Here is a 26444-nt window from a genome sequence, read left to right as displayed (position 1 = left end):
CCCCTTGGATTGGGCGTCACATCCGCCCTTGTTTTTGTCTTGGCAATTTGTATTCTTTTATTAACCACCCCATTGCTTCAAAATTTGTTTCTCAAACCGGGCCGATCCCTTGCCGATATTCGACACCTTGTTTATTTTCTCATGTTCATCTGCGGATTCATGCTGTTGACGATCTTCGTTCTGCCCTGAATTCAACAGAAGAGAAAACCGGGTGTCGGCATGTCCGGTTTTAATATCTGGAACGGGCGGCGGCATACTTGAGGTTTGTAAATTAATTTGCCCGGTTGGGCGGGATTTTCATGATTGTTGCCGCCTCTGGTAAATTTTTTAAATCTGTTCTTTTTTCAGGAGCATGGCATATTCCCCCTTTTGGGCGGCAAGATCGGCATGGCTGCCCTGCTCAACAATTTGGCCCTGTTTGAGCACCAGAATATGGTCACAGTCTCTCACCGTGGAGAGCCTGTGGGCAATGATGATGGACAGCCTGCCTGCCATCAGCTTTTTCATGGCGTCATGGACCTGGATTTCAGATTGAGAGTCCATGTACGAGGTGGCCTCGTCAAAGATGATGAGATCCGGGTCAAAGGCAAAGGCCCGGGCAATGCAGACCAATTGTTTTTCACCCGAAGACAATGGCCTTCCCCCTTCTCCCAACAGGGTGTCAAGACCTGAGAATTTTTCATGTAAAAAACCGCAGTTGGCCTTTTTAAGGGCGGACTCAAGGCCTGTATGGTCTGAACGGCTTGATCCTTTTATATTTTCCAGGACTGTGCCTGAAAAGAGAATCGGATCCTGCATGACCAGGGCGGTGCAATTTCGAATCTCCCTGATATCCATGGTGCGATGGTCAATGGTGTTGATGAGGATGTTTCCCTTTTGGGGGGTGTAAAATCCTGTGATCAGATTGATGATGGAGCTTTTTCCGGACCCGGTCCTGCCCACGATGCCCAGGGATTTCCCTTTTTCAAGGCTGAAATTTAAATCCTGGAGCACAGGCCTGTTGTTTTCATATGAAAAATTAATATCCTTAAACTCAAGCCGGGAAATTTGGTTCAGCCGAACCCTGGCATTTTCCTGTTCAGCCCTGGGGGTATTGAGAACGGTGATGATCCGCTCAGCCGAGGCCAGAGCATTTTGAAGCAAGTTAAACTTTTCAGACAATTCCCTCAAGGGTCTGAAAAACAGTTTCATATAGGTGAGAAAGGCCACAAGTTCACCTAAGGTCATGGCCTGGCTGGCCACTGAAAAACTGCCGGTCCAGATGATAAGGGCTGTGGACAATATGCCTAAAAATCCAATAAAGGGCATGAATACGGCAAAGATTTTGATTTGGGACATGGCTGCCGTAAAATGGGCCTGGTTAAGGGCGTAAAATGCCTTGGCAAATCGGTCGCTTGCCGTGGTGGTCTGGATGATTTTGATTCCGGCAATCGCTTCTGAGAACCGGTGATTGATCTCAGAGATTTTCTGGCGGATGTTTCTGAACACTTTTCTTAAGATACGGGAAAAATATCCAATGCTGAGAACAATGACGGGGATGATCAAACTCAGGTACAAGGTGAGTTGTTCATTGATGAAAAAGAGCACCCCGAATATGCCGGCCATGAGGATGAGATCTTTGAAGATAAAGACCAGGATACTGGTGAACATCTCGTTCATGTTTTCAATATCCCCGGCCACCCGGGCCACAAGACGTCCTGAACTGTTCTGGTCATAATAGGCCACAGGCAGCCCGGTCATATGGGCAAAGAGGCGGCACCTGAGGTTGAGGATGATTTTTTGTCCGGTATATTCCATGAACAGGGTCTGGCAAAAATCAAGGATAAATCCTGAAACAATAACCCCTGCGAACAAAAGACCAAAAGAGGAAAATTGGGTGATTTCAAATCCGAAAACCTGGGTTCCCGTGCCTTGCACGGGCAGGATAAATCCGTCAACCGCCTTTTGGGTGAGCAAGGGCAGCAATAGTTCAAACCCTGTGACTAAAAAGACCATCAGGGTGGTCAATGCCAGCATCCAGGCATAGGGCCTGACATAGGGTGTCAGTCCTTTGACCAGGGCCAGGTCGGCCAGGCGGATCTTTTTTTCTTTTGAGGCAAACATCCCCTGGGTATCAGACATGGGCATTCTCCTCAAATTGCTGGACCCTGAAGGATTCCCGGTAAAAGGCATTGGATTGTTTCAGGGCCTCATGGCTGCCCTGATCCATGATTTTTCCCTTGTCCATGATATAAATTTTATGGCACCCGGCCAGGGCAGAGAGCCTGTGGGAGACCAGGATCATGGTGGCCTCGGTATTCATCTGATAGATTCCGGATATAAGACCCTGGGCGGTCTGGGTGTCCACCTGGCTGACCGGGTCATCCAAAAGGATGACAGGCTTGGGCTCAACCAGGGTCCTGGCCAGGGCCACCCGCTGTTTCTGGCCTCCGGACAGGGTCACCCCCCGCTCGCCCACAAGGGTATTGATCTGGTCCGGCATCTGTTCAATGGTGGTTTTAAGGCCGCAGACCCGGATGATTTTTTCAAGTGTTGCCCGGTTAATATCCCGGCCCATGAGAATATTTTCCTTGATGGTGCCCGAAAAGAGAAAGGGCTCCTGGGGCATGAGGGCAATCTGCGCCCTTAAATTTTCAGGGTCCAGGTCTTTCAGGTTGACTCCGTCCAGAAAGATCTTGCCCTGGTCCGGGTCATAGAGCCTGGGAATCAGCTGGATCAGGCTGGTTTTTCCCGATCCCGGAGGCCCGGTAATCCCGATGCGCATCCCAGGAGAGATATCCATGTGAATATTTTTGAGCACCAAAAGGGGTTGATCATAGGAAAAATTGACCCCGGAAATCATTATGTTTCCTTTTCCCTTTTCTATACGTCCGGGGGACTGTGGGATGTCAATGTCAGGCCGGGCATCTAAAAGGGCCTGGATCCGTTTCATGGAGGCCATGCCCCGCTGGAAAAGGTTGGTCATCCACCCAATGGCAATCACAGGCCAGGCCAGGATTCCCAGGTATTGCAAAAAGGCCACAAGTTCGCCCGGGGTCAAGAGTTTGTTGATGACCAGGAACCCGCCGTAAAAGATGATGATGATGGTGGAGATATTGAAAAAAAGACCGAGCATGGGGCGGAGAAGGGCATTGATAAAGGCCCGTTTTAAATTTTTTCTAAAGTATGATTCCGAGGCCGCATTGACCTTGTCCTGGATGATTGGCTCAAAATTAAAGATCTTGATGACCCGGATACCAAAGAACCCTTCCCTGATCTGTTCCGTGAGAATCGAAAAGGCTTCCTGGGCGGTTCTGTGAAACAGATGCATTTTATTGCCCAGGATTTTGGTGGCCAATACCAGAAAGGGCATGGGAATCAGGGTCAATGCGGCCAGTTTGGGGCTGGTCCAGAACATGATGGAAATGCATGCCCCTCCCAGAAGAAGGGTGTCCACCATCACAATCAGCCCGAATCCGAATGCCATGCGCACATGGTTGATGTCAGAGGTGGCATGGGCCATGATATCCCCGGGCCGGGTCTTGTTATAATATCCCATGTCCAAAGAGAGCACATGGTCATACAGATCATCCCTGATGCCCCGTTCAAGATCCCGGGCCGCGCCCATGAGCAGGATGCGCCATACATACCTGAGAAGGGCCATGAAAAGACCTAACCCTGCGATGGTAAGGCATTGTTCCAGAAGTATCCCTTGATCAATCCTGGCCATGGCCAGGGTGTCCACGCTTTGTTTGATGATCTGGGGCACCACAAGCTGGGCAAGGTCCACAAGGATCATGCAGAGGATGCCGATCAGGATTTTATAAGCATTTTTCCTAAAATAGGGGAGGATGAGTTTCAAACCTAGCTCCTGAAAAATGGATTGTGAACTATGCCAATGGGATCATACCATAAGACATTGTTTGGTGAAATTCAATGTCTGTGTCCCTGATTCCGGGCAGGATATCTAACCGGTGTGTAATTTTTTTTAGGACGGGGAAAAAATCATATCCCCTGGCAAGGCCGCAAGGGATATGGTATTTAATTTGGGTCGGCGTTAAATAAAACTGCGGCCAAAAGATCCTAAATTATTAAAGTTGTATTTTTATGTTGTGGCCGGACGCCTTTATCATGTTCCGGCCATGCCGGTTATTCATAGCAAAGAGGAGAACAGGTATTCCAAGAATGCCGAATCATGGGTTAAAATGACGATACACAACAAAAAGAACGGCAGGATTATCCAGTCTGTTGACCGGTCTGCCAGGGCCCTGCTTTTGTTTTTCGAAGATGTCCAGGAACTGGGTATTAAGGATTTTGCAAGGCTTTTGGGCCTGCCCAAACCCACCATTTACAGCCTGGTCAACACCTTGGCCCACCATCAGATGCTCGAGCAGAATCCTGAAACGTTTAAATACCGCCTGGGCCCTGCGTTTTTTCGCCTGGGCATCCAATATGCCCGGCAGTCAGATGTTTTGTCCACGGTGAGCGTGTGGACGGAACGGCTCTGCTATAAATTTTCAAAATCGGTGACGGTCTGCATGTTCATGGCGGAAAAGGCCGTGGTGGTGTACAAGGCAGATCCGGACCCGGTGGTGATCTCCTATCCGGATGTGGGCGCGGTGGTTCCCTTTCACAATACCGCCAACGGCAAGATCCTTCTGGTTTTTGCAGACCCCGGGGTCAGAGAAGAGATCCTCAATGATTATGCCTTTGTCAGCCCCACTGAATTTACCATCAAGGACAAGGCCGAATTTATCCGGGAACTTGACCAGGTCAGGCAGGAGGGGATCAGCTTTAACCGCCAGGAGGAAAAAACAGGCCTCTCCGCCGTTGGCGGCCCCATATACAACCATAGAAAAGAGGTGGTCGCCTCTTTTTCCATTTTGGGAAAAACCGATTATTTTGAGACACATCAGGACCGTATACATGGAGAGGTCAAAAAAACCGCCCAGTCCATATCAAGGCAATTGGGATATCCGGAGTCGATTTACGGATAAGCGGAGGGCTTCGGCCGTCCCCGGGTTCAGGGACGGCTGATCATCCGGCCAGGGATCGCTTTCGGGTGGGCCTGGTGTCGGCAATACCTTTGAGTATAATATCAACTGAATTTTCCTTACAGGGGGGCAATGACTACTTTAAAGATTCAAACCGCTGAACAGGCCCGGGATCTGGTTCTTGCACGGGAGATTGACTATGTTAAGGTCGGGGTTTTTGACATTGACGGTATTTTCAGGGGAAAGTACATGAAGGCCTCAAAATTCCTTCATGTTTTGGAACACGGATTTGAGTTCTGTGATGTTGTCATGGGCTGGGACGCCAATGATCAGCTCTACGGCGAAGGGGTGACCATTACCGGCTGGCATTCCGGCTATGCAGATGCGCCGGTGAATATTGTGCCTGAATCCTGCAGGGAACTTCCCCTTGAAAAAAATACCCTGCTCTTTATTGGCGAGTTTGGAGGCCAGGTTGAGCAGGTCTGCCCCAGGGGCACGTTGAAACGGGTGGCCCAACGGGCTGAAAATATAGGATTCAAGGCCAGCATGGCCTGCGAATTTGAATTTTTCATGTTCAATGAAACCGCGGATACCATCCGGGAAAAAGGGTATCGGGATATGAAAAATCTTTCCCCTGGGTTTTTCGGATATTCCATGCTTCGAAATTCAGAGTTCCATGAGTTTTATGAAGAATTGCTTGATCTTTGCAAAACCATGGATTTCCCCTTGGAAGGGCTGCACACGGAAACAGGTCCGGGCGTGATCGAGGCGGCCATTTATTATGCGGACATTGTTGAAGCGGCTGACCGGGGCGCCTTGTTTAAAACCTATATCAAGGTTCTGGCCAAAAAATGGAATTGGCTGGCAACCTTTATGGCCAAGTGGTCAGGGGATTATCCAGGCCAGAGCGGTCATCTTCATCTTTCCTTGACCGACATGGACGGCAATTCCCTGTTCTATGATCCTCGCAAGCCCGACACCATCTCTGATACCATGAGGTATTTTATCGGGGGACAGCAGGCCCTGATGCCCGAGCTGCTCTCTATGGCATCTCCCACCATCAACAGTTTTTCACGGATGGTGCCCGGGTTCTGGGCCTCACGGACGCCTCCTGGGGCATTGACAACAGGACCTGCGCCATCAGGGCCATTCCCGGATCCAAGACCTCCCAGCGTGTGGAATACAGGGTCACGGCCGCTGATATCAACCCCTATATTGCCGGGGCTGCAGCTTTAGGCTCGGGCCTCTGGGGGATTGAGAACAAGATTGAACCCGGGGCGCCTGTAAAGGGCAATGCCTATGACAGGCAATTTTCCGAAGAATTACAATTTTCCCCCACCCTGGCAGATGCGGCCCAGAGGCTCAAGGCTTCGGATGCTGTCCGGGACCTGTTCGGGGATGTGTTTGTGGATCATTATGCCGCCACCCGTCTCTGGGAGAGCAAGAAATTTCAACGCCATGTGACAGACTGGGAACTGGAGCGCTACTTTGAGATCATCTAGTTCCTTATTCATGTTTACCATTCAATTATACAGGAAGAAAAAATGAGTAAAATTTCACAGTTTTCGTTTCCCAACACCATTTATTTCGGGGCCGGCGCCATTGATAACCTGCCAGAATATATAAACGATTCAGGGTTTGAAAATCCTTTGGTGGTCACAGATCCGGGCATGCTTAAAACCCAGGTGTTTCCCAGGGTGGAATCAATTCTTACGGCTGCGGGCATGAGCTATTCGGTTTTTTCCGGGGTCAACCCCAATCCACTGGATTCGGACATTGACAAGGCCGTGGCCGTGTTCAAGGCCCAAGGCTGTGACGGGCTTGTGGGCCTGGGAGGCGGCTCTGCTTTGGATGCCGCCAAGGTGGTCCAGGTGCTGGCGGCCCACGGGGGCAGGGTCAATGATTATGACATTGCCACAGGCGGCAACCAGAAGATCAAGGGGCCTTTAGCTCCCTGTATTGCCGTGCCCACAACCGCAGGAACCGGTTCTGAAGTGGGATCCTGTTCCGTGATCACCTCGGTCAGGGAAAATCGTAAATTTCTGGTCTGCAGCCCGCTGCTCAGGCCTTGTGTGGCCCTGCTGGATCCCGAACTCACCCTGGGGCTGCCCCCTGGTTTGACAGCCGGTACCGGCATGGACGCCTTTACCCATTGTGTTGAAGCCCTCGCTGTCAAGGATCTTCATCCCATGTGCGATGCCATTGCCCTCAAGGGCATCGAGTATATTGCCCAATACCTTGAAACGGCGGTCAAAGCGCCGGCCAATGTCGAGGCCCGGGGCTATATGCAGCTGGCTGCCATGATGGGTGCGGTGGCCTTTATGAAGGATCTTGGGGCGGCCCATTCCCTGTCCCACGCCCTGTCTGCGGTTTCCCACCTGCCCCACGGCCTGGCCAATGCCATCTGCATTGTTCCGGTGATGAAGTACAACAAGGCAGTCTGCCTGGATGAATACGCCAGGGTTGCCGGGGCCTTTGGGATCAATACCTTTGATATGACAAAGGACCAGGCTGCTGAGAAGGCCATTGAGGCCGTGGCCGGTCTGAACCGGAGAATCGGGATTCCCGAACGCCTTTCCGAGGTCGGGGTCAAAGAGGACCAATTGGAAGAATTGGCTGACAAGGCATTTTTGGACGGATGTCACCGGACCAACCCCAGGCCCTGTACCCGGGAGGACCTGATGACCCTGTACAAAACGGCTTTTTAAGCCCAATGTGCCGCCTTGGGATATCAGCCTGTTCAACAGCCGCAGGGTTCGGGAGTATCGGCTGACCTGACCCGGGGATTGCAAATTTTTTTAGGTTATAGGTAAGCAAATTGAATCATCCCGAAATGATCCTGCCCCAAACAGGTGAAAACCGGCTTTTCAGTCGGTTGGATCAGGGCCGTCCACAAGCTCCCTGATGGCCCTGTTGATATCGTTGATTGAAATGGGCTTCATAAAGAACCTATCAATTTTTGTGTCCTGATAATTGGTAGAGGATATTTTTTCACTGAATCCGGTGCACAGGATGATAGGCATATCCTTTCGAAGGGTTTTGATCCGGTCTGAAAGAATATCCCCTGTGATTTTCGGCATGGTCATATCGGTGATGATCAGGTCAAACCCCTGGGGGTCATTTAAAAAGGCGTCCAGGGCTTTTTGGCTGTCTGTAAAGGCCGTGACCCGGTATCCGTATCTTTCCAGGGATTGTTTTTCCATCTTTGCAATTCCGATTTCATCATCGACCAGAAGAATTTTTTCGGTTCCGCCTTTCATGGCAGGGGTCGGCTTTTTTTCTGCCGGGTCGAGGCGGTCTGCCCCGGGCAGGTATACATGAAAGGTGGAGCCCTTGTCCTTTTCACTGTATACCGTGATTTCTCCTTTGAGTTTATGGACAATGCCGTAGATCACGGCAGGCCCGAGCCCGGTGCCTTTTTTTTCGGCCTTGGTGGAAAAATAAGGATCAAAAATATGGGTCATGGTCTTTTCATCCATGCCGTGGCCGTTGTCCGATACCGTGAGCCTGACATATTTTCCCTCTGCCAGGTGCCCAAGACCCGGAATGGATTCCTGTGAGATGTCCACAGCCTCCATGGTGACTTCAAATTTTCCCCCTTTTTTTTCCACGGCATGAAAGGCGTTGGTGCACAGGTTCATCACGATCTGGTGGAGTTTGGTGGGGTCTCCGAATACCGGGGGGCAGTCCGGGCGGATATGCTTGTGAATTTCAACATTGTTGGGAATGGATGCCCTGAGCAGGGTCAATGCCTCTTTGAAAAGGCTTCCAAGGTGTACGACCTGGTTTTTGATTTCCGCCTGGCGGCTGAAGGTCAGGATTTGCCGGATCAGTTCTCTGGCCCTTTGGGCCGCCTGGTAGATATGCTCCACCATTTGAAATTCACGGCTCTCTTTGGGAAGATCGTTGAACAGCAATTCCGAATACCCTAAAATGGGAAAGAGTATATTGTTAAAATCATGGGCAATTCCGCTGGCAAGGGTGCCCATGGCTTCCATCCCCTGGGAATGGTGGAGCTGTTTTTCCAGTTTTTTCTTTTCCTTTAGGGCCTGTTTCCTGTTTTGCTCCTGAAGTTCCAGGGCAGAGACCATCTGGTTGAATCCGTCTGCCACCAGCCTTGCCTGGTCAATATCTGAACCATCCTTGATCCGGTAGGAGAGATCTTCTGACTTTACCCGGTCCAGGGCATGGCGAATGCGCAGGTTGACGGCATCTTCCATGGACTGCCGGGGCAGGGTGGCAAAAAGCAGCCATTGAATGCCTGGAATGGCCTGGAACCAGACGGCCAGATCATTTTTTTCCCGGCTGGAGAGCATGAAGTGGCCTGATTCCTGATCCATCAGGGATTGTGGATCCACACGGGCAAACCCCTTGCCAAGGTCATGGATATGGCTTTTGTATACACTGCCTTTTTCTTTGCTGATTCCGGCCTTGGCCATGGGGTGGGCCACCAAAGCGCCCTTGGCATCGACAATGAAATTAATCTGGTCTTTGGCATAGATGTCAAAGAGGGCCTCCTGGTAAAGGGTTTTCATGGGCAGGTCAATGCTCCAGAGCCCGATGAATTGATTTGGCAAAAAAATCGGGATGGACACGGATATGATCACCCCTTCTCCGGCATAATCCATGCTCGGACAGGTCCATTGAATGGTTTTTTCCGGGTTGTTCTCCGGTATCACGGATTGATAGGTATGGTAGGCGGACCAGTCAAAATCAGGGGTGATGGCGGTGATCTGGTCAATGTAGGGAAATTGGACAGAGGTATTGGTCACATCCTGGTAATAGATCCAGGCGGCATGGGGCAGCCGGGTGAGGATCTCTTTGAGATGGACCCCCATATGACGCAGGCAGTACATTCGGAAACAGGCGTCAGGGTTTTGAACCTGGTCCGGATGCCAGGAATAGGAGATGGCATGGGAAGGGGCCCGGCCTGTTCTAAACTCTTTGAGTTGCGACAGGGAGGTCCAGAAGCCGTGTTCATCAATGCCGAAATTTTCAGACTCAAACCAGTCCTGGATATCTTTATCCTCTGCCCTGGTGTGGGTAAAGAGAATAAGGCTCAGCCGCCTTAATTCTTCCAGGGTATGGTGGCAGGTTTTAATTTTTGCCCCTATGGATGCGGCAATTTGTTTGACCTGGAATTGGACGGGATAGTTTTCAAACATAATGCCTCCTGATTCCTGAATGTCAGGTGACGGATTTAATACTTAGCTTCGGTGGCCCGGATGAATTGTTTTGGGTAAAATCCCCTTGTTTGCTAATAAAGTGTAAGATTATTGAAAATGTCAGAACAAAAGGATGAATGAAAATTAAGTATATGAAATAGAATGGGTTGAGTCAAGGCCGCTCAAATCCGGTTGCAGGGCTCACAAGGGCGTTCAAAATTCTGTGTCAGTTGAATGAAAGCTGATATACTCAGCTAAATAAGGAGAACTGACATGACCGAAGAAAACACCGAATTTGATTTTCAAAAAGCCCTTAAAGGCATCCAGGAAGGTAAACCCTTCACAGGTAAGGGCGGCGTCCTTACATCATTAATCAAAAATCTTGCTGAAGCTGCTCTTGAAGGAGAGTTGGAGTCCCATCTCGGGCAGGAAGTTTCTGCCAACCGCCGTAATGGAAAAAGCAAAAAGACCATTAAATCCCTGGATGGTAAATTTGAGCTAAAAACCCCGCGTGACAGGGCCGGAACCTTCTCTCCACAGATCGTCAAAAAACATCAGACAACGCTCAGCGATGAAATTGAAAGAAAGATAATAGCCCTTTACGGCCTGGGCATGAGTTATAATGATATGGCTTCCCATTTACAGGAAATCTATGGACTTGAGATTTCAAATGCCACTCTGAGCACCATTACCGATAAAATCATCCATACCGTCAAAGAATGGCAGGCCAGGCCGTTGGAAAATGTGTACCCAATCGTATGGCTTGATGCCATACATTATAAAGTACGAGAAAACGGAAAGGTCGGCAGCAAAGCCGTTTACACAATTCTTGGGGTGAATATCGAGGGCCGCAAAGAGGTTCTTGGGCTGTACATATCCGAGAATGAGGGTGCGAACTTCTGGCTGCAGGTGTTAACAGACCTTTCAAACCGAGGGGTAAAAGATATCCTGATTGCCTGTGTTGATGGTCTAAAAGGTTTTCCCGAGGCCATTGAGACCATATTCCCGGACACAGAAGTTCAACTCTGCGTAGTCCACCAGATCCGAAATTCATTGAAATACGTTGGTTCCAAAAATAAAAAGGAATTTATGGCAGATCTAAAACGTGTTTATAAAGCGGTCAATAAGGATCTGGCCGAAGAAGAACTGGATATCTTGGAAAATAAATGGAATGACAAATACCCGATTGTGATAAAATCCTGGCGGAACAACTGGGAACCCCTCAGTCATTTCTTTAAATATCCAGAAGAGATTCGACGGATAATATACACCACAAATACCATTGAGGCTGTGCATCGACAGTTTCGAAAACTGACCAAAACAAAGGGATCATTCCCGAACCAGGACAGCCTGTTAAAGCTGCTTTACATGGGGATCCAGAACGCCAGTAAGAAATGGACAATGCCGATTCAAAATTGGTCACTGACAATTTCCCAGTTGGCAATTTTCTTTGAAGGCCGGCTGGATAAAGAGCTGGGAATTTGATAGGGATTTATTTACAGATGGAAAAGATGGTTCCAGGAACTCCACTCCAGCAAAAGTCAACTCCTCCGACGTGGCTGATTGAAGGCCCATTCTCGGACCTGACTTTTACTTCCGCTGGCGCTGAGGCAGATCCAGGAACCGAAACCGTGACACAGAATTCTGAACATTCCCGGGCTCACGCATGTAAATATTGTAAAGTGCCTATAGTTTTGATTGGTTCAAGTATCATCCAAACATAACTTCCTCCAGATATTTGATATCCATAGCAGCATTCAACCTTTTGGTTTTTACACTCCCTTTAAATGTCTTATTGTTCCGTAATAAATTTAATGCAATGTGCCGAATCGCTGCAAAATTCTCAGGAGAGTTCCCCTTTCTGACTCTGCTTTCGTCTTCACGGAACGCAATATCCAATACCCAATGCACTGAATTTTCAATTCCCCAATGCCTCCTGACAGCATTACCAAAAATATTGGGGTCGCTATCCAGGCTCGATATATAATATCGCTTTTCATGACTGATCTGGCCGTCCATTTCCCGGGTGGATTCAATCATTCCAATACTTTTCAAACCTTTCCAACTTTTTTTATCTTCAAACCAATCAATATCAGAGGTTATCACAGCCCTGCGCGTTTCGACTCGACCGTGCCCTCCGTCAACACTGGTCTGTTCATTAAACTGGTACCCCTGATTTTTCATTTCTTCCATTTTATTGAAAAAAAGTACCGCTTCATCATGCAAGGTTTTATGATTTTCTTTCAGGGCAAGGACATAGTCACACCCTTTGTTTATTATGGTTTCAGCGATTTTCTTTTGAGTGCCCATGGCATCAATGGTTATAATGCAGCCCGAGATATCTAAAAGTTTTAAAAGATTTGGAATGGCCGTAATTTCATTTGATTTTTCTTCGGTTTTTAATTGCCCTAAAACCACTTTATTGGGAATGTTCAGAATTCTGTGTCACGGTTTCGGTTCCCGGATCTGTCTCGGCGCCAGCGGAAGTAAAAGCCAGGTCCGAGAATGGGCCTTCAATCTGCCACGTCGGAGGAGTTGGCTTTTGCTGGAGCGGAGTTCCTGGAACCATCTTTTCCATCTGTAAATAAATCCCTATCAAATTCCCAGCTCTTTATCCAGCCGGCCTTCAAAGAAAATTGCCAACTGGGAAATTGTCAGTGACCAGTTTTGAACCGGCATTGTCCATTTCTTACTGGCGTTCTGGATCCCCATGTAAAGCAGCTTTAACAGGCTGTCCTGGTTCGGGAATGATCCCTTTGTTTTGGTCAGTTTTCGAAACTGTCGATGCACAGCCTCAATGGTATTTGTGGTGTATATTATCCGTCGAATCTCTTCTGGATATTTAAAGAAATGACTGAGGGGTTCCCAGTTGTTCCGCCAGGATTTTATCACAATCGGGTATTTGTCATTCCATTTATTTTCCAAGATATCCAGTTCTTCTTCGGCCAGATCCTTATTAACCGCTTTATAAACACGTTTTAGATCTGCCATAAATTCCTTTTTATTTTTGGAACCAACGTATTTCAATGAATTTCGGATCTGGTGGACTACGCAGAGTTGAACTTCTGTGTCCGGGAATATGGTCTCAATGGCCTCGGGAAAACCTTTCAGACCATCAACACAGGCAATCAGGATATCTTTTACCCCTCGGTTTGAAAGGTCTGTTAACACCTGCAGCCAGAAGTTCGCACCCTCATTCTCGGATATGTACAGCCCAAGAACCTCTTTGCGGCCCTCGATATTCACCCCAAGAATTGTGTAAACGGCTTTGCTGCCGACCTTTCCGTTTTCTCGTACTTTATAATGTATGGCATCAAGCCATACGATTGGGTACACATTTTCCAACGGCCTGGCCTGCCATTCTTTAACGGTATGAATAATTTTATCGGTAATAGCGCTAAGGGTGGCATTTGAAATCTCAAGTCCATAGATTTCCTGTAAATGGGCAGCCATGTCATTATAGCTCATGCCCAGGCCGTAAAGGGCTATTATCTTTCTTTCAATTTCATCGCTGAGCGTTGTTTGGTGTTTTTTGACGATTTGTGGAGAGAAGGTTCCGTTCCGATCACGCGGGGTTTTTAGCTCAAATTTACCATCCAGGGACTTAATGGTCTTTCTGCTTTTTCCATTACGGCGGTTGGCAGAAATTTCCTGTCCGAGATGGGACTCCAACTCTCCTTCAAGAGCAGCTTCCGCAAGATTTTTGATTAATGATGTAAGGACGCCGCCCTTACCTGTGAAGGGTTTACCTTCCTGAATACCTTTAAGAGCTTTTTGAAAATCAAATTCGGTGTTGTCTTCGGTCATGTCAGTTCTCCTTATTTAGCTGAGTATATCAGCTTTGATTCAACTGACACAGAATTTTGAACGCCCTCACTTTATTAGACGAAGCCCACGAACTGATCATATGAATGGCTTTCTTATCATTGGAGGTATCGTGTGAACGCCTTAGAGTTTTGCCGTCGATTGCAATGACTTGACCTTTGGTCATCTTTGCAACGGGCGCATTCCCATTTTCCCGGTTATACCGCTGGCACTGGATTGTGCATGTTTGCCATCTGCTTCAGGCAGTTCCAACGCCCTGCTTTATAAAATGATCGCAGCATAATCATTTTTTCTGCATTCTCCCGATACCAAAAGATGCATGGACCTTTAAGACGTAAATTCACGACTCTCCGAATCGAACTTTCAATAGCACCGCTGCCAATAGGTAAGTTCAACGCTTTTACAGTTGAGAAATTAAGCCTCAGTTCATTGCGCACAAAATAATCCCGTTCCGTCTTGATAGCCTTACTGTTTCTGCCTCTACAAAGCTTCTGGACGGCCTGTACCACCTCAATCGCCTTTCCCTTCAGCAGAAGACCTCGCTGCTTCGATACCCAGCGTTTGCGTTCCTTGGATGACCAGGTCTTCCTTAAGCCTGCTACTGTACCCAGATGCTCAACTGCATGGTAGAAATCGAGAAGTTCATACACACGCTCAGGAGCCAAACCCAATGCTTTTAGCAGTCCGGGGATTCGATTCCAAATCCAATGTGCCCCATCTGCAACAAACAGTATTTTGTCTGAGTTCTGAATATGAAGGGAGTTCAAATAACCCTTTAACAAGTGGAATACACCATCCGGTCCATTGAAACAGCCATCAATAAATGGTGAAAAGCTTTTTTCTTGTTTTCCATGGGCGTCCACTACATAAATGATCAAAAGCTTGGGTTCTCGCCATGCCCCACGAAATCGGGTTCTATCCTTTTGGGTTTTTGGTCCCCTTTTCTTCTCTCTGAGCCGAGTGCGGCCACCATCAGTGCTGATAACGACTCGCCGCCCTTCAAGTAAATCTCTATCATTTAATGGGATTCGGCCCGCTTGTTGTTCGGCTCGAGCCCGCTCTGCGTACCGATAGGTCAGTTTACGGATGACCTTTATACCCAACGTCATCCCACGGTCACAAAGCACTTGACGGACTTCTTCAAAAGAACTTAATAAGGCTGACCAAGAACTCACCATAGAAGCCAAAGCAGGCGAGCAGCGATCATGGATTCCAAGAAGGATTAAGCCAGCGTATGCACCTTTATATCTTTTTCCTTTTCGGCGGTCACAGGACCTTCGATAGTATCGAACATGAATATCAACCGAACTATCTGTACAAAGCTGAATCCAAACGGTCTCAAGCCCTTCGCTTTTCATCCGTCCCGGCCAATTGGACATCAATTCTTTTTCTTGGTCGACCTGTTCAGAGGAATCTACTGAGGCCTGGATCTTTTTTTTAAAAAAAAGGCGCTTATCCGATTTGTATACTCAAGGATTTCCTGCTCCATCTGTTCTAATTCGTTAGCGTTACGAACCAAGCGATTTGGATCTTCTTCCAGTTCTTTGAGGCATGCAAGGACTTCATCAACAGTATTACAATCTTCAGCTTTCTTCATTAGCACAATCCATTTATGTTCATTTCAGCGTAACAGAGGATATCATTCTTTTTGCTCTAAAAGACAGGCCTTTTTAAAACCGGGAAAATGGGAATGCGCCCTCCATGACAGCCCAGGAGTTATATTGGGTCAATCAGGTTGTCGGGCTTCAAATTACCCGGGATTTTCGGTTGTGGAGCGGCAATGAGCTGTTATTGAACGAATGCATTAAAACGCTGGAAAATACCGGCAGGGAAGATGATGATCCGGCTATGGCCATTATCCACGCCATGTGGGAAAAATTGCAAACCACCCATGTGTTGAGGCTGGTAAAGCAATAGGCCAGTCAGTTCTATTGGGCATTGGCAAAGCTGATGGCAAATCCGGGAAAGGCCCTGGCAAAGTCTGATTCCATTTTTTTTTCAAGATCTGCCAGTATGGTCATGTTCAGGGCCGAGCAGCAGGTTTTGGATTTGCCCATGGGGTTGAGAAAAACAATCAGCTTTTTTTCTGTTTCATTGTAACGGACCTTCTGGACCAGGCCCAGGGATAAAACACTCATGCCGGACTGGGAATCCATAATCTTGTCCAGGACTGAATCTATGATGTTTTGAATCTTCGGGTCCATAATTTACCCTCCTTAGACGCCCATGGGTTTTTATTCTTTTTTCGTGAAGTACAGGTTGACCAGGGCCAGGATTGAGGTGCCGAAAATTATGAGAAACGAGATGGCATTGATCACGGGTGTGCTGCCGTCCCTGACCTGGAGATAAAGGTTAATGGGCAAGGTGGCCTCTGATCCCACCAAAAACAAGGTGGTGTTGAAATTTTCAAAGGATATGAGAAAAGAGACTGCCAAGGCACCGATGATGGCCGGCCTTAAGAATTTTAAGGTAATATGAAAAATGGTTTCAAACCTTGTGGCCCCAAGGTTCATGGCCGCCTCTTCTATGGTGGGGTCAAATTTTTTAAGCCGTGCTGAAATCACCAGGGTGACAATGGTGGTGATAAAAGAAAACTGGCCCAGCACCACCAGCCAGAATCCCGGTCGGAATAATCCAAAATCCAGGTTGAACTGGGTTTCAAAGAACAGGCCCAGGGTGTTGGAGAACAATAAAATGGAAATACCCAGGATCACTCCGGGAATGACCAGGGGAGCGATCATGAGAAAAAAAAGCGCCCCCTTAAAGGGAAAGTCTTCCTGCTCAAATAAAAACGCGGCCATGGTGCCCACGATTGTGGACAGGATCGAGACGAAGAACGCGGTTTTGAAACTGACCCAGATGGAGGTCAGATTGATCTGATCATGGAAAATACCGGTCCGCTCCAAGGTGTGGCCGAAAAACCATTCCAGGGAAAATCCCTTCCAGGGCAGGGAGGGAAACATGGAATCGTTAAAGGCCAGGACACAGGTGACCGCCAAAGGGGCAAAGAGGAAAATAAAGTAGACCACCATGTAAAGCCTGAACCCGAAAAAATAGGTGCGGGTCTGGGGAACATTTCTGATCATTGGACCACCTTTCCAAGACGCTGGCCGGTCAGCTTGAGCCCTGCCCAGATAATGGCCGATGAAAGGATGAGCAGCAAAAAGCCAAATGCCGATCCCTGGTTCCAGTTAAACGAGGCAATAAACTGGTTGTAAATCTGTTCGGTAAACCAGAGGCTGTTTTTTCCCCCCATGAGGTTGGGGGTGAGGTAATTGCCCAGAGTGAGCATGAACACCACAATGGAGCCCGAGACAATGCCGGGCATGCAATGGGGGATGATGATCCGTGTGAACACGGTCCAGACATTGGCTCCCAGGTCATAGGCCGCTTCGATAAGAGAGTTGTCCAGGCTGTCCAGCACCGAAAGCAGGGGTACCAGCATGAAGAGCATGGAGGTGTAAACCAGGCCCATGACCATGGTGATGTCATTGTATAAAAATTCCACGGGCCGGTCCAATATTCCAAGTCCTACCAGAAAATGGTTGATCACCCCGCTTTCCCTTAAAAGGATCATCCACCCGTATACCCGGACCAGTTCACTCACCCAAAAGGGCATGAGAATGAGCAGGGATAAAAATCCCTGGAACCGGGTTGAGACCACCTTGGTGATGAAAAAGGCCACGGGCATGGTGATGATAAAGGTTAAGGCCGTGACCATCACGGCAAAAACCGCTGTCCTTGCAAAGGTTTGCCAATAAATGGGTTCACTGAAAAACAGCCCGAAGTTGGACAGGGTGAATCCCACTTCCCTCAGTTCGTTTTCCCCCCGGATGGCCATGATGAACATATCCACCTGGGGCAGGACGATGAGTAAAAACAGCCAGAGAAGCACGGGGGTGATAAAGATCACAAGCCCCCAGCGGATGCTTTTTTTCATTTTGCCTCCACAGGAAAGACCATGGCCGACTCTGGGTCCCAGCCCGCGGTAATGGTGTCTCTGGCCCTGATGTGATCAAACTGCCGGGTTTGGGGCAAAGAGACCTGGATTTTTCGGTCAGACTCGGGCAGGCAGGCCAGCAGCCTTGAATTTGCCCCGTCAAAGAGTACGGAGGAGACCTTGACCTTGAACCGGTTCAACCCGGTCAGGCCGGACGGGGGCTGCAGAACAATGGCCTCGGGCCTTAAAAACAGATCGATTTGATCCCTTGAGCTAAGGTTGCCTGCCACGGGGATTTTGAATTCATGACCTTCGGGGGTAGCGATGGTGGCCATTTGCCCGTTGACGGCACAAATCTTTGCCTCCCACTGGTTGTTCTCCCCCACAAATTTGGCCACAAACGGGGTGCGCGGGCTGATATAAAGATTTTTCGGGGTGTCTACCTGCTCAAATCTTCCCTGGTTCATCACGGCCACATGGTCGGACATGACCAGGGCTTCTGACTGGTCATGGGTGATATAGACAAAGGTGGTGCCCACCTGGGTCTGGAGGGTTTTCAGCTCGATTTTCATCTGTTCTCTGAGTTTCAGGTCCAGGGCGCCCAGGGGTTCGTCCAGCAGGAGAACCGCAGGCTCCATGACCAGGCTTCTGGCAATGGCCACCCGCTGTTTCTGGCCGCCGGAGAGCTGGTCCACCCGTTTTCGTTCAAACCCGGGCAGCCCCACCCGTTCAAGGATGGCTGCTGTTTTTTTTCGGATGACGGCTTTTTTTTCTTTTTGCCGTTCAAGGCCGAATCCAATATTATCCCCCACATCCATCATGGGGAAGAGGGCCAGGTTCTGGAAGATCAGGTTGACCGGCCGCAGATTGGGGGGAATGCCGGCCATGTTTTTGCCGTTGATGGCAATGGTGCCGGAACTGGGTTCAAAAAAACCGGAGATCATTCTCAGCAGCGTGGTTTTTCCGCAGCCCGAAGGGCCGAGGATGGAAAAGAATTTTCCATTTTCCACCTCAAATGAGACCTGGTCCACGGCAGTGAATTCGTTGAACTTTTTAACAACATTTTGAACACAAAGATCGAGGGCGCATTCCCATTTTCCCGGTTTTAAAAAGGCCTGTCTTTTAGAGCAAAAAGAATGATATCCTCTGTTACGCTGAAATGAACATAAATGGATTGTGCTAATGAAGAAAGCTGAAGATTGTAATACTGTTGATGAAGTCCTTGCATGCCTCAAAGAACTGGAAGAAGATCCAAATCGCTTGGTTCGTAACGCTAACGAATTAGAACAGATGGAGCAGGAAATCCTTGAGTATACAAATCGGATAAGCGCCTTTTTTTTAAAAAAAAGATCCAGGCCTCAGTAGATTCCTCTGAACAGGTCGACCAAGAAAAAGAATTGATGTCCAATTGGCCGGGACGGATGAAAAGCGAAGGGCTTGAGACCGTTTGGATTCAGCTTTGTACAGATAGTTCGGTTGATATTCATGTTCGATACTATCGAAGGTCCTGTGACCGCCGAAAAGGAAAAAGATATAAAGGTGCATACGCTGGTTTAATCCTTCTTGGAATCCATGATCGCTGCTCGCCTGCTTTGGCTTCTATGGTGAGTTCTTGGTCAGCCTTATTAAGTTCTTTTGAAGAAGTCCGTCAAGTGCTTTGTGACCGTGGGATGACGTTGGGTATAAAGGTCATCCGCAAACTGACCTATCGGTACGCAGAGCGGGCTCGAGCCGAACAACAAGCGGGCCGAATCCCATTAAATGATGGAGATTTACTTGAAGGGCGGCGAGTCGTTATCAGCACTGATGGTGGCCGCACTCGGCTCAGAGAGAAGAAAAGGGGACCAAAAACCCAAAAGGATAGAACCCGATTTCGTGGGGCATGGCGAGAACCCAAGCTTTTGATCATTTATGTAGTGGACGCCCATGGAAAACAAGAAAAAAGCTTTTCACCATTTATTGATGGCTGTTTCAATGGACCGGATGGTGTATTCCACTTGTTAAAGGGTTATTTGAACTCCCTTCATATTCAGAACTCAGACAAAATACTGTTTGTTGCAGATGGGGCACATTGGATTTGGAATCGAATCCCCGGACTGCTAAAAGCATTGGGTTTGGCTCCTGAGCGTGTGTATGAACTTCTCGATTTCTACCATGCAGTTGAGCATCTGGGTACAGTAGCAGGCTTAAGGAAGACCTGGTCATCCAAGGAACGCAAACGCTGGGTATTGAAGCAGCGAGGTCTTCTGCTGAAGGGAAAGGCGATTGAGGTGGTACAGGCCGTCCAGAAGCTTTGTAGAGGCAGAAACAGTAAGGCTATCAAGACGGAACGGGATTATTTTGTGCGCAATGAACTGAGGCTTAATTTCTCAACTGTAAAAGCGTTGAACTTACCTATTGGCAGCGGTGCTATTGAAAGTTCGATTCGGAGAGTCGTGAATTTACGTCTTAAAGGTCCATGCATCTTTTGGTATCGGGAGAATGCAGAAAAAATGATTATGCTGCGATCATTTTATAAAGCAGGGCGTTGGAACTGCCTGAAGCAGATGGCAAACATGCACAATCCAGTGCCAGCGGTATAACCGGGAAAATGGGAATGCGCCCAAGATCGATTTGCATACGGGGTCCTGCATTTATATGGGGGCGCTGTCCGGCAGTGAAATTTCAATGCCGGACAGCAGTGTTGAATTCTGGGGTTATTTGGCAGCTTTTACCTTGTCCAATACCATCCCCTCAATGGATTCAAGCTTGGCCGGAACCGGGGGATACCATTTAATATTGTTGATGGCAGCATCTGAAAAACTTCTTTCAAAGTTGTTTCTGACCTTTTCATCGGTGAGTTTGATGGCGCCCCTTGAGGCTGTGCCGTATTTTTCCAGGTTGGTGAAAACCGCGGCGTTTTCAGGGTTGAGCATGAAATTGATCCATTTGTAGGCGCCGTCCACATTTTTGGCCTTGGCCGGGATGGCAAAGGTGTCGATCCAGCCTAGAGCTCCGCTTTGGGGTGCGACAAAATCAATGTCCGGGTTTTCCTCGTGGAGTTTCCACCCCCCATTGTCCCAGGCCATGGCCACATAGACCTCATTGGAGCGCATGGACTGGAGCAGGGCATCCCCATTGGCCCAATAATTTTTTACCATGTTTTTGTTGTCGATCAATGCCTGTCCCACCTTGTCCATGAGGGCTTTATAGGCCGGTGTATCATTGTATTTGGCAAAGGGATCGTCCTGCATGGCAAAGGCCATGGCAATCAGGGTGGGGCGTTTGAGGCGGTAGCTGACCCGGCCTGAATACAAAGGGTTGATCAGGTCTGAATAATCCATGGCCTTGGGGGCCATTTTTTTGTTGACCACAAGACCTGAGGTGCCCCAGCAAAAGGGAACGGCATGGGATTTACCCTTGACCTTGGTGTTTTTTTTCACGGCATCCAGCATGGAGGTGATGATCTGGTCCTGGTTGATTTTGGACATGTCCATGGCCTGGTAGATTTTGTATTTTTCCTGGACAGAAGAAATCCTGTCCTGACTGGGCTGTGCCAGGTCAAATCCTGCGCCCCGAGTGGCCCGAAGCTTGGCAATCATCTCTTCGTTATTGGTATAGGTGACCTTGACCTTGATCCCTGTCTGTGCTTCAAATTTTTCAACCAAAACCTTTGGCGCATATCCTTTCCAGGTTAAAATTTCCAATGTTGATGCTCATACCGAGGCTGAAAGAAAACAGCATCCCAGAACCATGGCCAATAATACCATCATTAATTTTTTCACGATTGTTCTCCTTAAGGCTTTAAGTGCACGACGTTGTATTTAATTTAAGTTTAAATTAATGGGCGGGTCCCTGCGGCAGCACAGGGGGATGCCGTCCTTAGCAAGCATAGGATTTTATAGTTTCATTTTTTTTGAACAGAGTAAAGAAAATTATGGATTAAAATTTGATGAGGACGGTCTTTTTAAACGCCCGGATCCTGCGTCCTGGGCCGGGCGGTAAATCCCCACCCCCTGGCCTTGGCCTGGGGTGGGAATGTGGATTAAAATTTAGGGTGTTTATTCTAACTTAAAATATCCGGTGGGCAAATGGCCCAAAGGGGGTTAAATCGGACAGGCCAGCATCCTTTTCCTGATGATTTCAAACAGGTCTCCGAATCTGAGCACCCCGGTCACCTTTTCATTATTTTTGACCATCAGGGGCTGGTGGACCCCCATGACATATTCATGGAGGGCGGTTTCAACCGAGTCTTCTTCCTGGATGAACTCAGAGGACTTGGGCACATGCATGACCTCGGAGACCCGGATGTCCATGCCCCTTTCACAAAGGGTTTTCATGGGCTCGACCCAGAGGCCTAAGTCCTTGACCGCATTGAGGACATACTCTTTGGTCAGGGTGCCGTCCTTATAGTTTTTAAACAATTTGGTATAGTTGGGTTCAAGGGCTTTGAAAATGTCAATCATGGTGACTTTTCCTTTAAACGCACCGGTTTCATCGATCACAATCGCATCCCTGTGGGCATGGGAGGAGGTCCTGTTTTTTTCAAGAATCTGAAACACATCATAGAGGGTATTTTCCTCTTTGATGGTCACATAGTTTGACAAAGGAATCATCACATCTTTGATTTTGATCTCTTTCATACGGCCTCCTTGGGTTAGTGGTTTGACGGATATAATGAAAACGTACAATAACTGCTGAACATAAAAGATAAGAAGCGGTTTTACCCTGTCAATGACGGGCAAATCAATCAAGGGTCCATTGACAAAACCTTTTTTTATTGATCGGGTATCCTATGTTTTAACGGATCATCTGAATCTGACAAACAGGTCATAAGGCAGGTGTTGACCATATCGCCTTTGACGATCTGTTTTCCCATTGCCACTGCCTGGTCTTGGGATTCCACGGTGTCGGCCTTGTTTAAAACCAGAATTTTTTTCATATTTTTTGAGGTCGATTTGAACAGGCCAAACCTGGACCGGACCAGGGAAAAAAGGGTGTGTTCTGTGATTTTTTCTCCAACGGACTGACCGGATAACTCGGCAAGGCGTTCGGGGCGGTGGACAAAAGGATCGTCCAAAGGCCGGTTGATGCAGTCCAGGCCGATGCATCCGACCACCATATCTGTAGATTCCAGGATTACAGGTTCGTGGGGGGCCGGTGCCTTGATTGGCCTCATCCTTGCCCCGTCCCCCTCGATGAGGACCAGGTCAAAGGAACGGGCCGCAGCCAACGGGGCCAGGTCCGGGGATGAATATCCCGCAAGTTTTTTACCTTTCTGTTTTTGGTCGGCCCCGGCCACCAGGATCTTGCCGGGCTCTGCTGCCTGGGCCAGCAGGTCTGATCCCGAACCGATAAAAAGCCTGTCAAAGGGCTGGGATCTTTTACAAGAGGGGCAGTCGGTTTCAAACATGCCGGGGTTGAACATGGCTGTGGTGGTGGTGACCAGAACCGAGGCATTTTGGCTGGCCGCCGCTTTTGCCAGGGTAAAGATAAACGAGGTTTTGCCTCCTGCGCCCACAACGGATATCACCTGGGGCAGATTCAGGTTCAGGGCATTATAAAGGGTCATCACCTCTCCTTTGTTTCTTTGGTGTTTTTTAGGATGCGATTTTTAATAAAAGGATATCATGTTCAGGAAAACAATGGAAAAAAAATTTTAACCTGAATCCGGGAGGGAAGAAAAAAAGCTGTAATTTTTATTATTTAATGCTAATAAACCATTGGGTCAAAGATCAAAAAGATGGGGTTTTCACATACAAGGACTTAAATCATGACAGAACCAAGTACAGTTGAGATGCACGGGAGGTATTTGACCGGCAGCGTGTTGCCTGCCTGAAACAGCCGCTTCTATCCTATGGGGAGCGCATCCATTTGCTCAAAACCATTGAAACCATTCTCCTGGAAAACGATGAACAGATCTGTGAGGCCATTTGTGCTGATTTTGGAAACAGATCTGTTCAGGAAACCCAGATTTTGGAAATCACCCCCAGCCTTATGGGGCTGCGCCATACTGCCAAGCATTTGAAAAAATGGATGTCAGTCCAGAAGCGTCATGTCTCCATGGTTTTTTTTGGGGGAAAAAACAGGGTCATTCCCCAGTCAAAAGGGGTGGTGGGGATTGTTACCCATGGAATTATCCCCTGTTTCTGGCCATCAGCCCCATGACTGCTGCCATTGCCGCAGGAAACCGGGTCATGGTCAAGCAGGCGGCCAATTCCCAGAATCTCTGCCGGCTGTTGGCCAGAAAATTTTCTGAAAAAATTTCCATGGAAAAAATTGCCATCCTGCCCGGGACACCCGGGAAAGAGTTTTCCTGTCTTGCCTATGACCATTTGATTTTTACAGGCTCTCCCCAGGTGGGAAAAACCATTATGGAAGGCGCTTCAACCCATCTGACCCCGGTGACCCTGGAACTGGGAGGCAAGTCCCCCACCATTTTGGCCGAGGATTTTGATATCAAGACTGCCGTGGAACGGATCATGTACGGCAAGCTGATTAATTCCGGCCAGACCTGTATTGCCCCGGATTATCTTTTTGTGCCCCAAGACAAGATCGATGCGTTTATCGAGACCGCCAAAAAGGTGGTGTCCAAGCGGTATCCAACTATGAAAACCCGGGATTATACCAATATTATTGACCGGAGAGCCTATGGCCGCCTTGTGGACACCCTGGAGGATGCCAGGGCCAAGAATGCCGATATCATCAACCTTTTGCCCGGACCTCAAACAGATGAACCTTTAAAAAAGATTTCTCCCACCATTGTCAGATCCGTGACCCAGGATATGAGAATCATGAAAGAGGAGATATTCGGGCCCCTGCTGCCTGTGATGGGGTATACATCCATGGACCAGGTCATTGAATATATTAATGCGCGTCCCCGTCCCCTGGCCCTGACGCCTCCCTACGGGGCAGGTATCCGAAGAATCTACACGGCCGTTAAAAAGTTCAAGTGGTTGTCCTGAAAAAAAGAGGCACGGTGTTCAGATCATCCCGGCAATGGTTTTTCCATATTCCTGGGCGGATTCTATGCCCCCTTCAACCCAGCTTGCCTTGAGCATTAAAGGACCTGACACCATTTTCATCTTGTGGATATGGGCCATGGTATCAAATATCCTCAGGTTGGCTTCCCCGGTCCACCCATAGGCACCGAATGCACCGCCGGGTTTGCCTGCCAGCTCTGCCTGTTCTGCCATAAACAGGATCTGCTTCATGGAGGTCATCATCTCTCCGTGATAGGTGGGCGAGCCTAAGGCATACCCGTCATATCCCTTGAGATCCTCTCCTGTCTTGATCGTTGAGGCCGGTTTCAGAACAGGCTCGTGCCCTGAAAGGCGGATTCCTTCGGCAATCAATTCTGCGATTCCCTTTGTTTCATTTGCCCTTGACGCGTATACAATTAATACCTTGCCCATTTGGCCTCCTTAATATTTTATGAAATTTTATCAGATTTTTATTGTTTTCTCTGATAAAATCAATTAATTAAATATTTTTTTTAGCATAAGCTAATTAATGACGTTGAAAAATAATTGAGAACTTGATAGGTGTTGTCCTTGCCGGGTATTATTCTCTAAAGATTTGAATACCTTGGGGCAATGGATGATTTGGATGAACTAAAAGGCCATGGCCAAACAGGAAGATGCATTCATGACAGAGTTGAAAAAAAAGAAGATCCTGCTTGCATATGACGGGTCAGACCTTGCCCTGGATTCGGTGAGATACATTGGAGAGGTTTTTCCCCATGACAGGGCCGAGGTGGTTATTTTTTATGTGGAAAGCAAGATACCCCGTTCGTTCTGGCGGATGGAAAGGGAGCATGACTTCAGATTCCAGACCCCGGAGATCCGGGCCTCCATGGCCCAGGGGAAAAAAACAGTCAAACTTGCCATGGAAAAGGCAGAACAGATTTTGTCTGATTCAGGTTTTCCCAAGGAGGCTGTCCATACCAAGATCCATATCAAAAGCCAGGGCATGGTCCAGGATATTGTGGAAGAGTCCCACCAGGGGTACGATGCTTTGGTTATCGGGCGCAGGGGGCATTCCAGAATCAAGGATTTCCTTGTGGATACCCTGCCCATGAAGCTTTTGGGAAAAATAAAAAGCATCCCCCTAATTGTTGTGGGAAAAAATCCAGATCATAAAAATATTCTGGTGGCCTTTGACGGAACAAGGGAAATCATCAAGGCGGTTAAATCCATGAGCGAGCTGATTTCCACCGGGGAATCCAAGCTGCTGTTATGTCATTCCCAGCACAGGAAAAGGCTGATCGGAAGATGCGGAAAAAAACCTGAAACCCGGATGTTTGACCTGTCCATGGATTATTTTCTGGAAGCCGGGTTTTCCAGTGACCAGATTTCCTTTGAAATTATGCAAAATGAGAAAAATCCCACCCATTGCATTCTTAACAAGGCAAGATACGGTAATTACGGCACCATTGTTGTCGGCCGGCGGGGGCTGACCCCCTTAAAACGGCTGATGTTCAACCGGGTGGGCAATAAAATTTTTCGAAATGCAGACAATCATGTGGTCTGGATTGTTCAATAGTTTTTTGACGTTTACGGA

Annotated in this window: 24 protein-coding genes and 1 pseudogene; 10 read left to right on the top strand and 15 right to left on the bottom strand. The window is 48.2% G+C overall.

Features of this window, described 5'->3' with window-relative positions; translation table 11 throughout:
* Positions 1-327: 327 nt before the first annotated feature.
* The gene (locus HUN05_00815) at positions 328-2103 is read right to left on the bottom strand and encodes an ABC transporter ATP-binding protein (GenBank protein WDP87860.1); all 1776 of its coding nucleotides are present in this window, start codon (positions 2101-2103) and stop codon (positions 328-330) included.
* Positions 2104-2113: 10 nt separating this feature from the next.
* Complete coding sequence (locus HUN05_00810) at positions 2114-3841, bottom strand: ABC transporter ATP-binding protein (GenBank protein WDP83888.1); 1728 nt, start codon at positions 3839-3841, stop codon at positions 2114-2116.
* 343 nt (positions 3842-4184) lie between these two features.
* On the opposite strand from HUN05_00810, the gene HUN05_00805 reads away from it, so the two are divergent.
* From HUN05_00805 to HUN05_00795, 3 genes and pseudogenes are all read left to right on the top strand, one after another.
* Positions 4185-4976: an IclR family transcriptional regulator gene (locus HUN05_00805; protein WDP83887.1), complete on the top strand. Its 792-nt coding sequence runs from the start codon at positions 4185-4187 to the stop codon at positions 4974-4976.
* Positions 4977-5105: 129 nt separating this feature from the next.
* Positions 5106-6475 (top strand): annotated as a pseudogene (locus HUN05_00800) (glutamine synthetase).
* Between the two features lie 42 nt (positions 6476-6517).
* Positions 6518-7681 (top strand): iron-containing alcohol dehydrogenase, encoded by a 1164-nt coding sequence (locus HUN05_00795; GenBank protein ID WDP83886.1) that lies wholly within the window; start codon positions 6518-6520, stop codon positions 7679-7681.
* A 159-nt stretch (positions 7682-7840) separates the two neighbouring features.
* Here the strand turns inward: HUN05_00795 and HUN05_00790 are convergent, their stop codons facing one another.
* Positions 7841-10138, bottom strand: a complete 2298-nt coding sequence (locus tag HUN05_00790; protein ID WDP83885.1) for a response regulator — start codon at positions 10136-10138, stop codon at positions 7841-7843.
* Positions 10139-10411: 273 nt separating this feature from the next.
* Between HUN05_00790 and HUN05_00785 the strand changes: the two genes are divergently transcribed.
* Complete coding sequence (locus tag HUN05_00785; GenBank protein ID WDP83884.1) at positions 10412-11623, top strand: IS256 family transposase; 1212 nt, start codon at positions 10412-10414, stop codon at positions 11621-11623.
* A 225-nt stretch (positions 11624-11848) separates the two neighbouring features.
* Here HUN05_00785 and HUN05_00780 read toward each other — a convergent pair whose 3' ends face one another.
* The 4 genes from HUN05_00780 to HUN05_00765 all read right to left on the bottom strand — a co-directional run bounded on the left by HUN05_00780 (position 11849) and on the right by HUN05_00765 (position 15560).
* On the bottom strand, positions 11849-12556 hold the full coding sequence (locus HUN05_00780) for an ISAs1 family transposase (protein WDP83883.1): 708 nt from the start codon (positions 12554-12556) through the stop codon (positions 11849-11851).
* Between the two features lie 177 nt (positions 12557-12733).
* Positions 12734-13945 (bottom strand): IS256 family transposase, encoded by a 1212-nt coding sequence (locus tag HUN05_00775; protein ID WDP83882.1) that lies wholly within the window; start codon positions 13943-13945, stop codon positions 12734-12736.
* A 215-nt stretch (positions 13946-14160) separates the two neighbouring features.
* The gene (locus HUN05_00770; GenBank protein WDP83881.1) at positions 14161-15321 is read right to left on the bottom strand and encodes a hypothetical protein; all 1161 of its coding nucleotides are present in this window, start codon (positions 15319-15321) and stop codon (positions 14161-14163) included.
* A 56-nt stretch (positions 15322-15377) separates the two neighbouring features.
* Positions 15378-15560: a hypothetical protein gene (locus HUN05_00765; GenBank protein WDP83880.1), complete on the bottom strand. Its 183-nt coding sequence runs from the start codon at positions 15558-15560 to the stop codon at positions 15378-15380.
* A 104-nt stretch (positions 15561-15664) separates the two neighbouring features.
* Between HUN05_00765 and HUN05_00760 the strand changes: the two genes are divergently transcribed.
* Complete coding sequence (locus HUN05_00760; protein WDP83879.1) at positions 15665-15880, top strand: hypothetical protein; 216 nt, start codon at positions 15665-15667, stop codon at positions 15878-15880.
* A gap of 11 nt (positions 15881-15891) precedes the next feature.
* On the opposite strand, the gene HUN05_00755 is transcribed toward HUN05_00760, so the two are convergent.
* The 4 genes from HUN05_00755 to HUN05_00740 are packed head-to-tail and all read right to left on the bottom strand — an operon-like array spanning position 15892 to position 19078.
* Positions 15892-16167: a hypothetical protein gene (locus tag HUN05_00755; GenBank protein ID WDP83878.1), complete on the bottom strand. Its 276-nt coding sequence runs from the start codon at positions 16165-16167 to the stop codon at positions 15892-15894.
* Between the two features lie 30 nt (positions 16168-16197).
* Entirely contained in the window at positions 16198-17049 is an 852-nt protein-coding gene (locus HUN05_00750; protein ID WDP83877.1) for an ABC transporter permease, read from the bottom strand.
* Positions 17046-17903: an ABC transporter permease gene (locus HUN05_00745; GenBank protein ID WDP83876.1), complete on the bottom strand. Its 858-nt coding sequence runs from the start codon at positions 17901-17903 to the stop codon at positions 17046-17048. Before HUN05_00745 ends, HUN05_00750 begins: the two co-directional genes overlap by 4 nt.
* Positions 17900-19078, bottom strand: coding sequence for an ABC transporter ATP-binding protein (locus tag HUN05_00740; GenBank protein ID WDP87859.1), 1179 nt, complete (start codon positions 19076-19078; stop codon positions 17900-17902). Before HUN05_00740 ends, HUN05_00745 begins: the two co-directional genes overlap by 4 nt.
* A gap of 7 nt (positions 19079-19085) precedes the next feature.
* On the opposite strand from HUN05_00740, the gene HUN05_00735 reads away from it, so the two are divergent.
* Positions 19086-19268, top strand: a complete 183-nt coding sequence (locus tag HUN05_00735) for a hypothetical protein (protein WDP83875.1) — start codon at positions 19086-19088, stop codon at positions 19266-19268.
* 56 nt (positions 19269-19324) lie between these two features.
* The gene (locus tag HUN05_00730) at positions 19325-20485 is read left to right on the top strand and encodes a hypothetical protein (GenBank protein WDP83874.1); all 1161 of its coding nucleotides are present in this window, start codon (positions 19325-19327) and stop codon (positions 20483-20485) included.
* Between the two features lie 114 nt (positions 20486-20599).
* Here HUN05_00730 and HUN05_00725 read toward each other — a convergent pair whose 3' ends face one another.
* From HUN05_00725 to yqeC, 3 genes are all read right to left on the bottom strand, one after another.
* Positions 20600-21589 carry an extracellular solute-binding protein gene (locus HUN05_00725; GenBank protein WDP83873.1) on the bottom strand — a complete coding sequence of 330 codons (990 nt, stop codon included), beginning with the start codon at positions 21587-21589 and terminating at the stop codon, positions 20600-20602.
* A gap of 399 nt (positions 21590-21988) precedes the next feature.
* Positions 21989-22525, bottom strand: a complete 537-nt coding sequence (locus HUN05_00720; protein WDP83872.1) for a CBS domain-containing protein — start codon at positions 22523-22525, stop codon at positions 21989-21991.
* A gap of 134 nt (positions 22526-22659) precedes the next feature.
* Positions 22660-23454 (bottom strand): putative selenium-dependent hydroxylase accessory protein YqeC, encoded by a 795-nt coding sequence (gene yqeC / locus HUN05_00715; protein ID WDP83871.1) that lies wholly within the window; start codon positions 23452-23454, stop codon positions 22660-22662.
* Positions 23455-23756: 302 nt separating this feature from the next.
* On the opposite strand from yqeC, the gene HUN05_00710 reads away from it, so the two are divergent.
* Positions 23757-24050, top strand: a complete 294-nt coding sequence (locus HUN05_00710; GenBank protein ID WDP83870.1) for a hypothetical protein — start codon at positions 23757-23759, stop codon at positions 24048-24050.
* Positions 24047-24847 carry an aldehyde dehydrogenase family protein gene (locus HUN05_00705; GenBank protein WDP83869.1) on the top strand — a complete coding sequence of 267 codons (801 nt, stop codon included), beginning with the start codon at positions 24047-24049 and terminating at the stop codon, positions 24845-24847. Before HUN05_00710 ends, HUN05_00705 begins: the two co-directional genes overlap by 4 nt.
* Before the next feature lie 18 nt (positions 24848-24865).
* Here the strand turns inward: HUN05_00705 and HUN05_00700 are convergent, their stop codons facing one another.
* On the bottom strand, positions 24866-25297 hold the full coding sequence (locus tag HUN05_00700) for an FprA family A-type flavoprotein (protein ID WDP83868.1): 432 nt from the start codon (positions 25295-25297) through the stop codon (positions 24866-24868).
* Positions 25298-25529: 232 nt separating this feature from the next.
* On the opposite strand from HUN05_00700, the gene HUN05_00695 reads away from it, so the two are divergent.
* Positions 25530-26426, top strand: a complete 897-nt coding sequence (locus tag HUN05_00695; protein ID WDP83867.1) for a universal stress protein — start codon at positions 25530-25532, stop codon at positions 26424-26426.
* Positions 26427-26444: the final 18 nt, after the last annotated feature.

The sequence above is a fragment of the Desulfobacter sp. genome, from assembly GCA_028768545.1.
In the GTDB taxonomy this organism is placed as follows: Bacteria; Desulfobacterota; Desulfobacteria; order Desulfobacterales; family Desulfobacteraceae; genus Desulfobacter.
Note: the sequence above shows the minus strand (reverse complement) of the source record. Positions and strands in the feature narration are given on the sequence as shown.

Coding starts and splice junctions, on each gene's coding strand:
- HUN05_00815 (WDP87860.1), bottom strand. CDS start 2,103: ATGTTTGCCTCAAAAGAAAAAAAGATCCGCCTGGCCGACCTGGCCCTG.
- HUN05_00805 (WDP83887.1), top strand. CDS start 4,185: ATGACGATACACAACAAAAAGAACGGCAGGATTATCCAGTCTGTTGAC.
- HUN05_00795 (WDP83886.1), top strand. CDS start 6,518: ATGAGTAAAATTTCACAGTTTTCGTTTCCCAACACCATTTATTTCGGG.
- HUN05_00790 (WDP83885.1), bottom strand. CDS start 10,138: ATGTTTGAAAACTATCCCGTCCAATTCCAGGTCAAACAAATTGCCGCA.
- HUN05_00785 (WDP83884.1), top strand. CDS start 10,412: ATGACCGAAGAAAACACCGAATTTGATTTTCAAAAAGCCCTTAAAGGC.
- HUN05_00775 (WDP83882.1), bottom strand. CDS start 13,945: ATGACCGAAGACAACACCGAATTTGATTTTCAAAAAGCTCTTAAAGGT.
- HUN05_00770 (WDP83881.1), bottom strand. CDS start 15,321: ATGAAAAGCGAAGGGCTTGAGACCGTTTGGATTCAGCTTTGTACAGAT.
- HUN05_00765 (WDP83880.1), bottom strand. CDS start 15,560: ATGAAGAAAGCTGAAGATTGTAATACTGTTGATGAAGTCCTTGCATGC.
- HUN05_00760 (WDP83879.1), top strand. CDS start 15,665: ATGACAGCCCAGGAGTTATATTGGGTCAATCAGGTTGTCGGGCTTCAA.
- HUN05_00755 (WDP83878.1), bottom strand. CDS start 16,167: ATGGACCCGAAGATTCAAAACATCATAGATTCAGTCCTGGACAAGATT.
- HUN05_00750 (WDP83877.1), bottom strand. CDS start 17,049: ATGATCAGAAATGTTCCCCAGACCCGCACCTATTTTTTCGGGTTCAGG.
- HUN05_00745 (WDP83876.1), bottom strand. CDS start 17,903: ATGAAAAAAAGCATCCGCTGGGGGCTTGTGATCTTTATCACCCCCGTG.
- HUN05_00735 (WDP83875.1), top strand. CDS start 19,086: ATGAAGAAAGCTGAAGATTGTAATACTGTTGATGAAGTCCTTGCATGC.
- HUN05_00730 (WDP83874.1), top strand. CDS start 19,325: ATGAAAAGCGAAGGGCTTGAGACCGTTTGGATTCAGCTTTGTACAGAT.
- HUN05_00720 (WDP83872.1), bottom strand. CDS start 22,525: ATGAAAGAGATCAAAATCAAAGATGTGATGATTCCTTTGTCAAACTAT.
- yqeC (WDP83871.1), bottom strand. CDS start 23,454: ATGACCCTTTATAATGCCCTGAACCTGAATCTGCCCCAGGTGATATCC.
- HUN05_00705 (WDP83869.1), top strand. CDS start 24,047: ATGACTGCTGCCATTGCCGCAGGAAACCGGGTCATGGTCAAGCAGGCG.
- HUN05_00700 (WDP83868.1), bottom strand. CDS start 25,297: ATGGGCAAGGTATTAATTGTATACGCGTCAAGGGCAAATGAAACAAAG.
- HUN05_00695 (WDP83867.1), top strand. CDS start 25,530: ATGACAGAGTTGAAAAAAAAGAAGATCCTGCTTGCATATGACGGGTCA.